Genomic DNA, 14,990 nt, shown 5'->3' on the forward strand with positions numbered 1-14,990 from the left:
GCTCCCCGCGCACGCGGGGATGGTCCCCCGTGCTGGGCCTACCTGGCCAGCCTCGACAGGTACTCCCCGCGCACACGGGGATGGCCCCTAGCCATCCGCCTCGTCCCGCCGTCATGGCTCGTGCTCCCCGCGCACGTGGGGATGGTCCCGTGATCTTCACAGACAACGTGCTCACGACCCTGTGCTCCCCGCGCACGCGGGGATGGTTCCGCACTCGGGCCGACGAGCTCGGCGCCGGCGTGGTGCTCCCCGCGCACGGGGGGATGGTTCCTTGCCCATGTCGCGCGTCGCTGTCGCGCTATCTCCGTCCTGCGAAGCCCGGCGGAGATAGTCCACACGCCGTGGCGTTCAAAGCTGCACCGAGAGTGCTTCTTGTACACCTGGGACGGCTATGTGCGCCGCGACGTGCTGTACCTAGACGCTTTAGGCCGAGGCTCCCTGAGACGGGATATCCCAAACGAGAATCGTTCGATCTGCTGCCAGGACCCGGTTACGTTTGCGCGGCTGCTTGATGACGAACACCGGAACGCCCTCGGGGATGTCCAGTTCCTTCCGCTCGTCAGGCGACGGCATGCGGGCCGTGACCTCTGCTGTGCGCTCCACCGAGACCCGTTCAACAGGCACTTGTGGGCGGACGTAGGAGCCTTCACGCTTCACGGTGACGATCAGCCCCTCGCTGCGCAGCACCCCGAGCGCCTGGCGTACGGCGACCCGGCCGAGCTCGTACTGCTGCATCAGTCGAGTCTCTGAGGGGAGTGCCTGGCCAGCCTTGAGTCGCCCCGCTGCGATGTCCTCGCGGATGATGTCGGCGAGCTGGCGGTGCACCGGTCGATCGGAACCGAAGTCGATCACAGTAGATCATCATCACAACACCACTACCTCATATGGTCTAGTAGGCATATGCTCATAAGCGTCTACGTGCAGGAACGTTGCCACATCGCGAGGTAGGAGGTCAGCTCAATGGCTCAACGGTCAGGTCGTAAGAGGGATGACTGGCCATGTCCCGGGCTCTCCCCACACCCCTCTGAGCGAGTCACCGCCCCGAGAATCTCCATTGACTGGGCAATAGAAGACCGGATCAAGGACCATCATTCGGATCATCGGCGGGTGCTCGACTACACCTGTGCATGCTCGGAGATCGTCTACGAGTTGCTGGGCGCCGGCGGTATGTATTTGTTCCGTCGCACCGAGCGAAGCGCTCCTACCGTTGTCGCCTATGCCGGCCCCTGGCGATGGGCTAAAGCGGCCCCTCTGTGGCGACTGCTTCTCTCGGGTGAGGCCCGCTGATGGTGTCGCCTGAGGGGCCATGCGGCACACACCGCGAGCGGCTCAGATCGATACGCGTGGGGCGAGATCGCTCGCGCCAATCCAGGGGCGGTGGCAGAGCAGACGCGAAGGGGCGCTGTCCACCGAGATGGCGTTCATTACCGCGAAGCCGCGCTCGCCCTAGCCTTGAGTCCGTTGTTGCTCGGCAAGGGAGCCTCATGACTCACGGCAAAGCTCAGCCCGCCTACGCCACATTGGCCAGTGACCTCCGCCAGCGGATCGCCAGCGGCGAGTATCCGCCCGGCGGGATGATCCCGTCCGAGACGGCGCTCATGCAGACGTACGGCGTCGCTCGCGGCACGGTAAGGCAAGCACTCGCGGAGCTGGAACGCGAGGGCCTCGTCGTGAGCCAGATGGGTCGCGGTCGCAGAGTGCAAGGCCAGGCCGCAGAAGGCGCGAAGCCTGCCACGCGCTACGAGGACGTGGCCAACCAACTCCGCGTCGCCATCAAGGCCGGCGAGTTCCCTTCTGATGTCCGGCTGCCTGGTGAACCTGTCCTCGCCGAAAGGTTCGGCACGGCACGCATCACGGTACGCAAGGCCCTGGAACTGCTTCAGCAGGAGGGCCTGATCGTCGTCATCCCCAGCAAGGGCCGTTTCGTGGCCACCAGTTCGCCACCGAGCAACACGAGCAGAGAGGGCTGATCCATGACCGAGACCCCCACCACGCGAGGATTCTGCCAGCAGGACGCGTACAGAGCGCTCGTCGTGGCCTGTGAGCACGCCGGACTCGACAGTCGCGGGGCGGTGCCCATACGGCTCGGCGAGAACGCGCTGTATCGCCTCGTGTCGGCACCGGTGGTGGTGAGGATCGCTCGGAGCGTGGATCTCCTCTCCGATGTCCGGAAGGAAGTGGCGGTCGCGAACTGGCTGGAAGAAGCCGGCTTCCCGGGCGTACGCCTGTTCCCGGACTGTCCCCAGGCAACCGTTCACGAGGGGCGGGTGGTGACGTTCTGGCTGCACGTGGACAGTGGCGGGCCGGTGCCGGGATTCGCTGATCTGGTGGTGATGCTCAGGCAACTACACGACGTTCCGAAGCCGGTGGACCTGGTGCTGCCGTTGTTCGACCCGCTGGCTCGTGTGGAGGATCGTTTGGACAACGCCTCCAGCGTCGCGGACGAGGACCTCGAGTTCTTGCGGCAGCGGGTCAAGGGCCTCTACGCCGAGTACAACACTCTCGACTTCGCTCTGCCCGTCGGCCACATTCACGGCGACGGGCACAAGAACAACCTTCTCCGCCGTACGGATGGGAGTGTGATCCTGCTCGACTTCGAGGCGTTCGCCTGGGGGCCGCGCGAGTGGGATCTCTGTACGGGCATCGGCATCCCGTTCAGGGGGTTCCGGTGGGTGTCGACAGATGAGTACGCACAGGCTGTGGACGCGTACGGCTTCGACATCACCGAATGGCCGGGATTCCATACCCTGCGCCGGATCCGGGAGACCACGATGACCACGTGGCTCATGCAGAACGTGGACCAGAGTCCGGAGATCCGCGCAGAGTTCGATCGGCGTGTGGCATCACTGCGGCACGACCTCCTCCCACGCGTCTGGAGGCCGTTCTGAGCGGCTACCGCGCAGCGCTCGCCTCGGAGCAGGCTCGGGCGAGCCGGGTCTCGGTGAACGTCTGGAACTCGCGCACTCTTGGATCGTTCCCGAAGCGCGCGAGCTGCTTGACGAAGTCCCGTACGTAGCGCCGCGTCCTGGCCGACCGCAGGTCAGCCACGGTGGTCACTACCTCGCGCGCTACGGCGAGCCCATGCTCTAGCTCGCCGCCGGCCACGTGGCTCGTGGCCAGGATGGTGCGCACGAAGGAGAGGCTGCGCACGTAGAGGCTCTCGGAGAGCTCCACGCTCTGCAGCACCCGATCGCGGGCCCGGTGGTGATGGCCGAGGTCGCGGAAGCAATGGGCGAACTCCGCCGCCAGCTCGGCCTCGTCGAAGTACCGCAGCCACACCGGATCATCCTCGGGCATCCGCCGCTCGAACCAGCGCTCGGCCTCCCCTAGCGCCCTGCTGCACGCGGCCTCGTCGCCCTGAGATGCCAGCGCTCGCGCCTCCATGGCGCTAAACAGCGCCATGGCCGTGGGCGTTGCGGCGTCCTTGGCGCCCATCTGAGCGGCTCGGGCGAGGTTCACGGCCATGCCGTAGTGGCCCAGGTAATTGGCCTGGTGGCTCATGCCGGCCAGGATGCGGCCGCCGAGCATCCGGTTGTCCGCCTCGCGGGCCAGGTGGAGGGCCTTGGTCATGTACTGCTGGGCAAGGCCGTGGCGACCGGTGTCGTACGCCATCCAGGCCGCGAGGCGCAGCATGGCCGCCGTCTCGGAAAGGAACTGCTTGCCGAGTGCCGTGTCCGGCCTTATGTGCTTGAGGAGCGGTTCCACCTCCATGGCGATGTACTGCACCACCGTGGACCGCGCGTGGCCGCCGCCGAACCGGTAGTCCAGCTTCGCGAACATCGCCGTCGTCTCACGGACGGCCTCGACACTGGAGGCGGTCACCAGGCGCCCCTCGGTCAGAGGCTTCGGGATCGGTGCGGGATTCACCAGCCACGTGACCATGGAGTCGTTCCAGGAGTCCGTCGAGACGTCGCTCTCGACCACCTGGGGGTTGGCCGAGAGGTCGCCTGATACGAGGACCGTCACACCATCGCTCAGACCGCCGGCCTGCTGCTTGCGCGGGCTGGCCTTGAACGGTGTCGCCTCGGCGTACATCATGCCGATGTCGCGGACGCTCACGCGCTCGCCGAGCTTGCGGCTGAGAGCGTCGGCGATGAAGTGAGGTGTCATTCCGCGGGGGTGCATTCCGTCGAGCCAGCGTTTCACCGACACGTGATCGCAGCGGATGTCCGCGCCATGGCTCACGGCCACGTCCTGTACCCGCCGGGCGAGGGCCTTGTTGGAGCACGCGGCTCTCGTCATGACCGCTGCGAGCTGGTGATTCGGCTCTCGGAGCTTCATGGCACTCCCGGCGCGCAGCGGGTCGGCGACCCTGGGTGATCAAGGTGTCGCCGACAGTTTGCACCCCCTGCGGGCCGTCGTGCACCCCCATTCGCTCAATTGCACCGTCTTTTGAACGCTGCCGTACCCCCTGACCTGCGCGGTTTTCTAGTGCCACGAACACGGCGGGCCTCGAAAGAAGCTTGACGGACCCGCCAAGCCTGTTCTATACCTGTACAGGACAGGATCTCGATAGAGGGCCTGTCAGCAGGAGAGACAGGCCCAACCGCGACCGGAAGGGATCACCGCCAAATGCCTGCTCTCCGACCCCGACGCTTCGTGCCCACGGTGCTGATGATCCTCGCGGCCTTCTTCGTGGTCACTCAGCCGCACAAGGCCGCAGTTGCCGTCAACACCGCCGTGGGCGCCGTACAGACGATCGCCCAAGCCCTGATCGCCTTCAGCAACGGTCTCGGCTGAACTTCCAAACAGCAGAAGCCGGGGCGCGGCCCAAAGTCGCCAAACCTGATCCGCGCCCCGGCACCCCTTAGAAGAGGTGTCTTCATCATGACCCACGGGTCCAGCAACACGCAGCCCGCATCCGACCTGCCCATGATCGGCGTGACCTGGAGGTCCATCCAGTGGATCTGCCTCGTCTGCGGTGGTGCCGAGGAGATCGCGTCCGACGAGGAGGCTCCGACGCCGCCCGTCTGCTCGACCTGCTACCGGCTCGCCGTCGCCGAGGCCCTCGCCGGTCTGCTGGGGGTGCGGCGATGAACGAGGTGACCGCCGCCGTCCTGGGCGACGAGGAACTGTCCGATCTCCGCGACGACCTGCTGAACGCCAACCCGGCCTGCGAGAGCGGCGATGCCGAGCTCTTCACCGGCCCTGACCTGTTCGAGCCCGAGCGGGAGGACGCACGGGAGGCCCGGGAAACGACGGCCAAAGCCGTGTGTGCCCGATGCCCGGCCCGCGCAGCCTGCCTGGCCTACGCGCTGGCTGTACTCCCCGAGGCCGGCATCTGGGCGGGCCTCACCGCCGACGAACTCCGCGACCTGCGGATGGTGGCCGCCTGATGGCCCGCTTCCAGTGCGCCGACTGCGGCAAGCGCTCGCGTAGCGCGTACCGGTGCCGTAGCTGCGGCGTCCGCTGCCAGGTCGAACTCTGTGCCGCGCACGGCACCCGCTGCCTGCCCGGCTGCCGCATGTGCCGCATCCTCACTCGCTCACAGTCCGGCATCTGAAGGGAGGTCCCATGCACGAACCGACCCGTGGCGCTCGCCTGTCGCCGTGGCCGCTCAACTGCTGCCCGCGCTGTAAGGCGCAGCTCGACGGCGGCCCCGTCCAGTTCTACTGCGCGCCGTGCCGCCGCGGCGTATTCGCCGCAGACCTCGACCACCAGATCCACGCCCCGATGAGGAGGGCCGCATGATCACCGTCCTGCTCTACCTGATCACGTTCGCCGCAGGGTTCCTCTCCTGTGACCTGGTGCGCATCGCGCAAGAACGCTTGCGCCTGCGCCAGGCCGTACGCTTCACCGTCGACGCGGCCGGATCGCCGGACAAGGTGCTCCGCATCTGGTCCAGCCACCGCGCGAACTGGTGCGACCGCCCAGGCTGCCCGCGTTGCCGGGGACGGTGGGGCCGATGACCGCCACCATCTACGGACCCCGCCCGCTGAGCGAAGGCGAGCAGACCGCCATCTCGGTCACCGCCGCTGCCGTGGCAGGTCTGGGTCTGCTCGGGTTCGTGATCAGCTTCGCCACGGTGGCCAAGGCTGCTGTGCCGTCCTTTGGCTGGTTCGCCTGGATCGTTCCACTCGGTATCGACCTTGGCATCGCCGTCTTCTCCGCGCTGGACATCGTCCTCGCCCGGCTCGGCATGCGCCTCCGCCTGCTCCGACTGGTGCCCTGGTCGCTGACCGGCGCCACTGTCTATCTGAACGTGGCCAGCGAGGAAACCCTGTTCGGGATCGTCGCTCACGCCATGCTCCCCGGCCTGTGGGTCGTGGCCGTGGAGGTCGGTGCGTACGCCATCCGCAAGCGTGCCGACCTGGCCAAGCCCGACCACATGGAGTCCATCAGGCTCTCCCGCTGGGTGCTGGCCTTCCCGTCCACCTTCGCCCTGTGGCGCCGGATGGTGCTGTGGGAGATCCGTTCCTATCCGAACGCTCTCGGCCGCGAACGTGACCGCATCCTCGCCCGCACCGACCTCCAGGACCGGTACGGCTGGCTGTGGCGCTTCAAGGCCACGCGCCGCGAACGAGCGCTCTACCGGCTCGGCGAACTGGCTCCTGACCGCGTCCAGCTCGCACCGGCGCCCGAGCGCCCCGCTCTGCCGCCGAAGCCCAAGCACAGGGCCACGAAGAAGACCGCAAAACGATCTCGCGCCGATGTGGATGACCTGATGCCGCTCGGCTGGCAGGTCGCCGCCGACCACGAGACGCGCGGCATCCCGCTCACCCGCGACCGGCTCCGCGACGCCATCCGGCAGACCGGCCAGTCCGTCTCCACCGACCGCGCCGGGGCACTCCTGGCCCGCCTGCGGACCGAAGCACCACCAGACCGGACCGCAGCCGCCGGACCGACCGCCGACGTCGCGGCGGACGGACCGGAGGACCCGACCGCGGACGAACAACCGGACGAAGCGCGCTCCGACCGCGCGCCGTCGCAGAAGCAGGACGCGGCCCCCACTCCGCCAAGAACAGTGGCCGCGCCCCGCCACCCCGCTACCGCCAAGGCACACGAGGTGCACTCATCATGACCCACGACCCGCACGAGCCCGACCGCCGTCCAGCACCCGGCCACGAACTCGACGGCTTCGAATGGACCGAGCGCGCCCAGGCCGAAGACGGCGACGCGGACGTCGTACCGCTCGACTCCCGACGTCGTACGCGCCAGACCGACGAACCCACCCCGGACGACGACTTCTTCGACCGCGAGACCATCGCCATCACCGACCGGGTCATCGGCCCGCCGGTCGACCCGCCCGACGAGGACGCCGCACCGGTCACCACGCGGGTCAAGCGTCGCCGTGCGCCGATCATCCCGGCATGGCTGCGCACCTGGCAGTCCATCCGCGCCATGATCGCCTGGCAGCTCCGCGACGCCGCATACGTCCTCGGCTACCACGGCGCTCGCTCGCCGAAGTACCTGGTCAAGATGCTCTGGTACGCAATCCCGGGCGTCTTCAAGTCCATCGGCCGGCTGCTGCACTGGGCAACGGCAGAGGAGGGCAACTGGGCGCTTCGCCAGTACGCCGCAGACCGTAACGATGCCGAGATGTGGCTCAAGCTGGACAGGCAGCGCCAACGCCAGTCCCGCTGGCGCTGGACGGTCGTTCTGGCGCTGACCATCGTTGCTCTGGTGGGCCTGCTGGCCTTCCTGGTAGCCGATGTGCCCGGCTGGCTGCGCCTCGGCGTGCTGGTCCTGGCCGTGCCGCTGCTGGCCCGAGCCGGACGACCCGCCGACAACCCGATCACCAACCGCGTGAGCGATGGCCCGCGCTACCGCAAGCTGACCGCCGAGCTGGTACGGCGCGCGCTGCTGCACTGCGGTATCTCCGGCATCACCCAGGCTGTCAGTAAGGACCCGAACGCCATCAGCTTCCCGCAGGAGATCCACCGGGACGGCCCTGGCCACCTGGCGATCATCGACCTACCGTTCGGCGTGGAAGCCGCTGAGGTGGTGGCCCGCCGGGGCCGTCTCGCCTCAGCCATGCGGCTCCCCATGGACCAGGTCTGGCCCGAACCGGCCGCCGGCCACCCCGGCCGCCTCGCCCTGTGGGTCGGCTACGAGCCCTCCTCGCAGATGAAGCAGCCGCCCTGGCCGCTGCTGCGCGACGGCCAGGTGGACGTGTTCAAGCCGTTCCCGTTCGCCACGACGCCGCGCATGGAGACCGTCAACGCCGAGCTGGTGTTCCGCAACTGGCTCGTCGGCGGTCAGCCCGGCTCCGGCAAGACGTTCGGACTCAGGCTCGCGGTCCTGGCCGCAGCCCTCGACCCTCGCGCAGAGCTACGCATCTACGAACTGAAGGGAGTAGGAGACTTCAAGGTCCTGGAGCCGGTCTGCACCGAGTATGGCAACGGCTTCGATGACGAGACGATCGCCCGCTGCGCCGCGATGTTCGCCTGGCTGTACAAGGAGTGCGAACGCCGCTCCAAGCGCATCGCCCACTACCACTCCCTCGGCAAGGCCCCCGAGAACAAGGTCACTCCCGAACTGGCCTCGCTCAAGGGCTCCGGCCTGCACCCGCTGATCGTGGCCGTGGACGAGATCCAAGAGCTGTTCCTGCACCAGCAGTACGGCAAGGAAGCCGGCGAGATCTGCGAGAAGGTCATCAAGCTCGGCCGCGCCCTCGGCGTGATCCTGCTGCTGGGCACCCAGATCCCGGACAAGGACAGCCTGCCGACCGGCATCACCCGCAATGTCAACACCCGCTACTGCATGAGCGTCGCCGACCAGACCGCCAACGACATGATCCTCGGCACGTCCATGTACAAGCAGGGCTACCGCGCCACGGTGTTCCAGCCGGTGGTGGAGGCCGGATGGGGCATCCTCGCGGGTCTCGGCAAGCCCGCCGCCCGCCGTTCCTACTACCTCGACACCAACGACGCCGACAAGGTCATCACCCGCGCCAAGCGCCTCCGCGGCCTGGCTGGCACCCTGCCCGAACCCGGCACCCAGGCCCGCGAGGACGCACCTGTCTTCGACGTCCTGGCCGACCTCACCGAAATCTGGCCCGCCGGAGAGACCGCGGCCTGGAATGAAGCCCTGTGCACCCGCCTGACCGAACTCCGGCCCGACGTCTACACCGGCTGGAAGTCCGAACAGCTCACCAGTGCCCTCAAGCCGCACGGGCTGCGCGTGGGCGATATAGGACGCCGTATCGACGGCAAGCCCGTCACCCGACGCGGCATCCGTCTGGACGACCTCACCGAGGCCATTGCCGAACGTAACCGTCAGAAGCGCTCCGGCTGACTTGTTATGGGGCCGCTAGCGCTAGCAGTCGACCCTGCTAGCGCTAGCACACCCGCTAGCACAAGAAACAAGCCCTGGCCAGGCCGTTAGCACGCTAGCGGCCCTCCTCGACCACGCCCGAAAACCGGCCCAGGAGGCCATCGTGCACCCTGCCCTGCTCGTCGCTATCACCACGATCATCAGCACCCTCTGCTACGCCTCGCGGTGCTACCTGAGCCCGTTCGGCCGCTGCCGCAAGTGCGAAGGCAAAGGCCGCATCCCGCACCGCCGCGGCGGCACCCGGTACTGCCGCCGCTGTGATGCCACCGGCCTACGCCTGCGCATGGGCCGCCACCTCTGGAACTACGTCCGCCACCTGCACCACGACGGCCGATAACAACGAGCGGCCCCGGCGCACAGCCACCAAGCACGACGCCGGGGCCATGCCCCAACCGATTACCGGCCCCGCAGGGCCGACTCAAGGAGCAACCACCAGCATGACACCTCGCCCACCCCGCCAGACGCGGTCTTACGCGCTGGCCGCCGCCGCCCGAGGCTGGCACGTCTTCCCGCTCACACCGGGGGACAAGGTGCCGCTCAAGGGCTGGAAGTGGAAGGAGCACCACACGACCGACCCCGACACCATCAGCCGCTTCTGGAACAGCACCGCGTTCAACATCGGCATCGCCACCGGCCCCTCCCGCCTGGTCGTCATCGACCTCGACACCCCGAAGGCGGGCGAGCAGCCACCACCGCCCTGGAACCAGCCAGGAGTGAACGACGGGGCCGACGTCCTGGCCTTCCTATGCGAACAGGCTGGCCAGCCGCTACCCCTGGAGACCTTCCAAGCCCGCACCCGACGCGGTGGCACGCATCTGTACTTCACCGCTCCCGAGGGGCTGACGCTCGGCAACACCTCTGGCGCCAAGGGACAAGGGCTCGGCTGGCTGATCGACACCCGTGCCACCGGCGGGTACGTCGTCGGCCCCGGCAGCTTCGTCACGTTGCCCGACGGCACCGGAACCTACGAGGCCATCCACACCATCAACCCCGCACCACTACCGCACTGGCTCACCGAACGCCTCACACCGTCAACACCCGAACGGCCATCGATCCGCTTCACGGCTTCCGACGTGCTGGCGACACTCGGCACTCAATCGACCGGCTACGCACTGGCCGCACTCCGCAATGAACTCCAGCACGTACTCGACGCCACGCCGGGCACCCGCAATCACACCTTGAACGCCGCAGCCTTCGCCCTCGGCCAACTCGTCGCCACGGGCCTGCTACCGCACCGCCTGACCGAAGATGCCCTGCACACCGCCGCTCAAGCCATCGGCCTGTCCCCCCGAGAGGCCACGGCCACCATCCGCTCCGGTCTCACCTCCGGAGCACGCCAGCCACGCCGGGGGATCGCATGACCAACCCGCTCGACGCCAACACCATCCTGGAGAACCTCGACGCCAATGCCACCATCGCCCGCCTGCACCGCGACCTGACCATCGGCCTACCGGCACCTGCTCCGGCCGCCAGCCCCGCCATGTTCTATGGCCTACCAGGGGAGCTGGTGCAGGCCGCCGACCCGTCAACTGAGGCCGACCCTGTGGGAGTCCTGGTCTCCGCCCTGTCGGCCTGTGGCGCCGTCATCGGCCCTGGCCCGTTCGTCCAGATCGGCAACACCCGCCACCCACTCCTGATCTGGCCGCTGCTGTTCGGCCGCACCGGCTCCGGCCGCAAAGGCCAGGCCACCGACACCGCCGAGATCTTTCTGCACCACGCCGGCATCGGCTACGCCGACCTTTGCGTCACCGGCCTGTCCTCCGGCGAAGGACTGATCGAACGCATCCGCGACCCCGACAGCCCGGACGACCCCGGCGGCACCATGGACAAACGCCTGTCGGTCACCGAGCCGGAGTTCTCCACCGTCATGGCCCGCGCCAAGCGCGAAGGCTCCACGCTCGGCACGATGCTCCGCCAGGCATGGGACGGCCGCACGCTCGCCGTCCTCACTCGCAACGCCTACCGGGCATCCAACCCGCACATCGCGATCATCGGCCACATCACGCCGAAAGAGTTCCGCATGCGCTTGGCGGAGGCGGACATGGCCGGCGGCTCCTACAACCGCTTCCTACCGATCTACGTCGAGCGCTCCAAGCGCCTGCCCATCCCCGAAGGCGTGGCACCCGATCTCCTGGCTGGCCTCAGTGGCAAGCTCCACGACGCCATCAAGCGGGCTCGCCAGATCAAGCGCATCGCCCTCGACGAGAAGGCCCGCGCCTTGTGGTCGACCGAGCTGTACGAGGAGTTCACCGCCGCCGACGACGAAGACCACGCCTGGACCGAGTTCACCCGCCGCTCCGCCCCGTACTGCCTGCGCATCGCCGCCCTGTACACCGCCCTCGAAGCCCGTGCTCACATCACTGCCGCCGACCTTCAGGCTGCCGCTGCCCTGGTCCGCTACTCCATCGCCTCGGCCATCTTCGTCCTCGACAAGCAGATGCGAGACCCGAAGATCGACCGCATCCGCCGCGCCCTCGATCAAGCCGCCGACGCCGGCCTGACCCGATCAGAGATCAGCGCACTGTTCTCCCGCAACGTGCCCAAACAGACCCTCGACGAGCTGTTGGCCAGCCTCACCGCCACCGGCCAGTACGAGACGTTCACCACACCCACCGGAGGCCGCCCGTCCGTCCGCTACCGCCGTGCCAGCCCCGACGAAGAAAGAAGAAACAAGCCCTCATGACCCACAAGACCCAGCTCTCAGCAGCGAAAACGCGCTCGGCGTGGATCGCATCTTCCTTCGTCGCCCACGAAAGAACCCGGCAACCTCGCCGACACCAGCCGAGCAGAGCCGATCACCGCCACCCCGGGATCTGACCCGCGAGAACGACAACCCAACCACGCCCAGCTGACTCTTTCTTCTTTCTTCGTCCCGACGACGCCCGGCCCACAGCCACCAAGCACGGGGCCGCTCACCCAACCGCCTGATCCGCAAGGAGACGCCCTTTGGCCACCGGCCCGAACTCACGAGGGATGCTCACCCTCCCCGAACTCTGCACCGAACTCCAGATTTCCCGCTCGACCTTCTACGACTGGCGCGCCAAGGGCCGCGCCCCACGCTGCCTCAAGCTCCCCAACGGCGATCTCCGAATCCGCCGGACCGACCTGGACCGCTGGCTCGACAAGATGGAGGAGGCCGCCTGATGAAGGAGATCACCTACGACGTACGCATCTACAAGACCGAGATCTACAAGGGCAAGACGGCCACCACCTACTACGTGCGTTGGAAGGTCGGCGGCAAAGTCTGGCGCAAGCCGTTCCGCAACGCGGCCCAAGCCGACACCTACCGCGGCGAGCTCCAGGCCGCGGCCCGCCGGGGAGAGGCGTTCAGCCGCGCCATCGGTGAGCCCGTCTCCTGGGGCCGCACGCACCAGGCAGAGATGAGCTGGTACGACTTCGTCTGCAGGTTCGTGGATATGAAGTGGAAGGCAGCCGCGCCGAAGTACCGCCAGGACATCGCCCGCGCGCTCACCGCCGCATCGCCGGCCATGTACAGCACGACGCGCGGCAAGCCGGAAGACCGCGAGCTCCGCAGCGCCATGCACCGCTGGACCTGCAACACCAAGCAACGAAAGGAAGCTCCCGAGGAAACCGAAACCGCTCTGCGCTGGCTGGCATACAACACCAAGCCCGTCTCCGCCCTCACCGACGACCCCGGCCTCGTTCGTGACCTCCTGGACGCCGCCACGTCCCTTCTGAACGGCCAGCGCGCCGCACCAAACACCGTCCGCAAACACCGGATGCTGCTGTCCAACGCCCTCGACTACGCCGTAGAACTCAAGCTACTGCCCGCCAACCCGCTCAAGACGCTGAAGTGGAAGCCACCCGCCGGCACCTACGAAGTAGACCGGCGCAGCGTCGTCAACCACTCCCAGGCCAAGGCGCTGCTCGCCGCCGTGAAGGCGCAGAAGCCAAGCGGCGAGCGCCTCGTCGCGTTCTTTGCCTTGATGTACTACGCCGCCCTCCGCCCCGAGGAGGCCATCAACCTGCGCCGCGACAACATCACCCTCCCATCTCTCGCTAAGAACCCGGAATCCGGCGAGATGGAGGAGCCACCAAACGCCTGGGGAGAACTCCACCTGCTCAAGGCCGCGCCCTACTCCGGACGGGAATGGACCGACACCGGCACCGCCAGACAGGAACGCGCACTCAAGCACCGCGCCGAAGGCCACACCCGTACGGTGCCCATCCCTCCACCGCTGGTCCGCATCCTTCGGGCACATCTCGCAGAGTTCGGGAAGGGACCGGACGGACGCGTCTTCTATGGCGTGCAGGGCGGAGAGCTTCCATTCATCACCTATCGACGCGCCTGGAAGGCCGCACGGAAAGTGGCACTCACGGAGAAGGAGTTCGCCTCGCCTTTGGCGGCCCGTCCGTACGACCTTCGCCACGCCTGCGTGTCAACCTGGCTCAACGCCGGCGTCTCCGCTCCTCAGGTCGCCGAGTGGGCAGGCCACAGCGTGGACGTGCTCTTGCGCGTCTACGCCAAATGCATCGTCGGCCAAGACGAGATCGCCAAGCGCCGCATCTCCGACGCCTTGGAGTGACGTCCCGGCCTGCGGGGCGCCCCTCATGACTGATAGGCGCCTCCGCAGGCCCTGCGTTGGGCCGAGTGCCGGGGCAAGACCATCCCGCGTGCGCGGGGAGCACGCCACCGATCTCGACATCCGCATGATTACCCTGGGACCATCCCTGCGTGCGCGGGGAGCACTGAAAAAACCCATTATGACCATGTTTGGAACGGGGCCATCCCCGCGTGCGCGGGGAGCACGACGGAAAAGTTCTCTGGCGGTCGGGGTAATGGGGACCATCCCCGCGTGCGCGGGGAGCACCACACCGGGCCGCGCGGGGAACTGTAGTGCCCGGGACCATCCCCGCGTGCGCGGGGAGCACACGTTGTCCACGACCACGCCCATGTCCGTGCTGGGACCATCCCCGCGTGCGCGGGGAGCACGTGCCATCCGGCAAGGTGATCGTCAGCGCGACGGGACCATCCCCGCGTGCGCGGGGAGCACCGCACCGGGCCGCGCGGGGAACTGTAGTGCCCGGGACCATCCCCGCGTGCGCGGGGAGCACGCCGAGAAAGTCAAGCAATCAAGCGGCGATAAGGGACCATCCCCGCGTGCGCGGGGAGCACTCTCGCTGACCTGGGCATTTAGCGGCTGCCGAGGGCGTTTTTGAGTACTTTCATTGAATCGGACATTGTGGACTCCCGGTAGGGCTGGCGTATGGCAGCGAGACCTCGCGTCTGGCTGTCCGAGGCGTGGCGTGGAGTACGGTATGCCACCGGCCGCGCACATTTTGTGTGATCACGCGCCAACGATCAGCCCCAGCCGCTCAAACTCGATCCTCGCGCATAGCCACCCGGGTTTCTACTGGTCATAGGCAGGGGACGTGATCGTGCTGGTGTCATGCGATTCCATACTTCCGCCTGATGGAGTCAGCTTCTTCCTCAGTCACCTCACTCGGCGTACGACCCAGCAACTGCCGTAACTCGTCCATGATCGCTTGTCCGGAGGTTCTGGCTCGCGTACTGAACAGATTGAGCTGGGCGTCGAACTGCTTGGCGGTGGAGCCGGTCCAGACCTTGCCGGAACGGAACATCCGGCAGGGCCTCTCGACGTCAGCATTGATCTGCTCGATCATTGGGCCGACCGTGCGGATAGCGTGCTGGAGCGCCTCGTGTAGCGGGTTGCTCACCATCGCGGGCATCG

General features: G+C 67.5%; 17 protein-coding genes and 1 CRISPR repeat array. Of the genes, 14 read left to right on the forward strand and 3 right to left on the reverse strand.

Translation table 11 applies throughout. From position 1 onward, the window contains the following. Window positions 1-423: 423 nt before the first annotated feature. Complete coding sequence (locus ACIBI9_RS63420; protein WP_397238073.1) at window positions 424-852, reverse strand: GntR family transcriptional regulator; 429 nt, start codon at window positions 850-852, stop codon at window positions 424-426. Window positions 853-1,484: 632 nt separating this feature from the next. On the opposite strand from ACIBI9_RS63420, the gene ACIBI9_RS63425 reads away from it, so the two are divergent. Together ACIBI9_RS63425 and ACIBI9_RS63430 are read left to right on the forward strand one after the other, a co-directional pair. Further along, a complete protein-coding gene (locus tag ACIBI9_RS63425) occupies window positions 1,485-1,970 on the forward strand; it encodes a GntR family transcriptional regulator (RefSeq protein WP_397238075.1) in 486 nt (161 codons plus the stop codon). A gap of 3 nt (window positions 1,971-1,973) precedes the next feature. Continuing rightward, entirely contained in the window at window positions 1,974-2,888 is a 915-nt protein-coding gene (locus ACIBI9_RS63430) for a phosphotransferase enzyme family protein (RefSeq protein ID WP_397238077.1), read from the forward strand. Between the two features lie 4 nt (window positions 2,889-2,892). Here the strand turns inward: ACIBI9_RS63430 and ACIBI9_RS63435 are convergent, their stop codons facing one another. Further along, a complete protein-coding gene (locus ACIBI9_RS63435) occupies window positions 2,893-4,242 on the reverse strand; it encodes a hypothetical protein (RefSeq protein ID WP_397238079.1) in 1,350 nt (449 codons plus the stop codon). Window positions 4,243-4,572: 330 nt separating this feature from the next. On the opposite strand from ACIBI9_RS63435, the gene ACIBI9_RS63440 reads away from it, so the two are divergent. From ACIBI9_RS63440 to ACIBI9_RS63495, 12 genes are all read left to right on the forward strand, one after another. Then, entirely contained in the window at window positions 4,573-4,740 is a 168-nt protein-coding gene (locus ACIBI9_RS63440) for a hypothetical protein (protein WP_397238081.1), read from the forward strand. 87 nt (window positions 4,741-4,827) lie between these two features. Further along, the gene (locus tag ACIBI9_RS63445; RefSeq protein WP_397238083.1) at window positions 4,828-5,037 is read left to right on the forward strand and encodes a hypothetical protein; all 210 of its coding nucleotides are present in this window, start codon (window positions 4,828-4,830) and stop codon (window positions 5,035-5,037) included. Beyond that, entirely contained in the window at window positions 5,034-5,336 is a 303-nt protein-coding gene (locus tag ACIBI9_RS63450; protein ID WP_397238085.1) for a WhiB family transcriptional regulator, read from the forward strand. Before ACIBI9_RS63445 ends, ACIBI9_RS63450 begins: the two co-directional genes overlap by 4 nt. Before the next feature lie 178 nt (window positions 5,337-5,514). Then, window positions 5,515-5,691, forward strand: a complete 177-nt coding sequence (locus ACIBI9_RS63455; protein WP_397238087.1) for a hypothetical protein — start codon at window positions 5,515-5,517, stop codon at window positions 5,689-5,691. Continuing rightward, window positions 5,688-5,909 (forward strand): hypothetical protein, encoded by a 222-nt coding sequence (locus tag ACIBI9_RS63460; protein ID WP_397238089.1) that lies wholly within the window; start codon window positions 5,688-5,690, stop codon window positions 5,907-5,909. Before ACIBI9_RS63455 ends, ACIBI9_RS63460 begins: the two co-directional genes overlap by 4 nt. After that, entirely contained in the window at window positions 5,906-7,021 is a 1,116-nt protein-coding gene (locus ACIBI9_RS63465; RefSeq protein WP_397238091.1) for a DUF2637 domain-containing protein, read from the forward strand. The genes ACIBI9_RS63460 and ACIBI9_RS63465 overlap by 4 nt, the downstream gene beginning before the upstream one ends. Then, window positions 7,018-9,237, forward strand: coding sequence for a cell division protein FtsK (locus tag ACIBI9_RS63470; protein WP_397238093.1), 2,220 nt, complete (start codon window positions 7,018-7,020; stop codon window positions 9,235-9,237). The genes ACIBI9_RS63465 and ACIBI9_RS63470 overlap by 4 nt, the downstream gene beginning before the upstream one ends. 142 nt (window positions 9,238-9,379) lie before the next feature. Then, window positions 9,380-9,613, forward strand: coding sequence for a hypothetical protein (locus ACIBI9_RS63475; protein ID WP_397238095.1), 234 nt, complete (start codon window positions 9,380-9,382; stop codon window positions 9,611-9,613). A gap of 100 nt (window positions 9,614-9,713) precedes the next feature. After that, window positions 9,714-10,637, forward strand: coding sequence for a bifunctional DNA primase/polymerase (locus ACIBI9_RS63480; RefSeq protein WP_397238097.1), 924 nt, complete (start codon window positions 9,714-9,716; stop codon window positions 10,635-10,637). Then, complete coding sequence (locus tag ACIBI9_RS63485; RefSeq protein ID WP_397238099.1) at window positions 10,634-11,959, forward strand: DUF3987 domain-containing protein; 1,326 nt, start codon at window positions 10,634-10,636, stop codon at window positions 11,957-11,959. The genes ACIBI9_RS63480 and ACIBI9_RS63485 overlap by 4 nt, the downstream gene beginning before the upstream one ends. A 263-nt stretch (window positions 11,960-12,222) precedes the next feature. Beyond that, entirely contained in the window at window positions 12,223-12,420 is a 198-nt protein-coding gene (locus ACIBI9_RS63490) for a helix-turn-helix transcriptional regulator (protein ID WP_397238101.1), read from the forward strand. Next, entirely contained in the window at window positions 12,420-13,823 is a 1,404-nt protein-coding gene (locus tag ACIBI9_RS63495) for a tyrosine-type recombinase/integrase (RefSeq protein WP_397238103.1), read from the forward strand. Before ACIBI9_RS63490 ends, ACIBI9_RS63495 begins: the two co-directional genes overlap by 1 nt. A 74-nt stretch (window positions 13,824-13,897) precedes the next feature. Further along, window positions 13,898-14,413: a CRISPR direct-repeat array (repeat unit 29 nt; unit sequence GGGACCATCCCCGCGTGCGCGGGGAGCAC). 272 nt (window positions 14,414-14,685) lie between these two features. Here the strand turns inward: ACIBI9_RS63495 and ACIBI9_RS63500 are convergent. After that, window positions 14,686-14,988 carry a hypothetical protein gene (locus ACIBI9_RS63500; protein ID WP_397238105.1) on the reverse strand — a complete coding sequence of 101 codons (303 nt, stop codon included), beginning with the start codon at window positions 14,986-14,988 and terminating at the stop codon, window positions 14,686-14,688. Between the last annotated feature and the right edge of the window lie 2 nt (window positions 14,989-14,990).

Source organism: Nonomuraea sp. NPDC050451 (genome assembly GCF_044458585.1).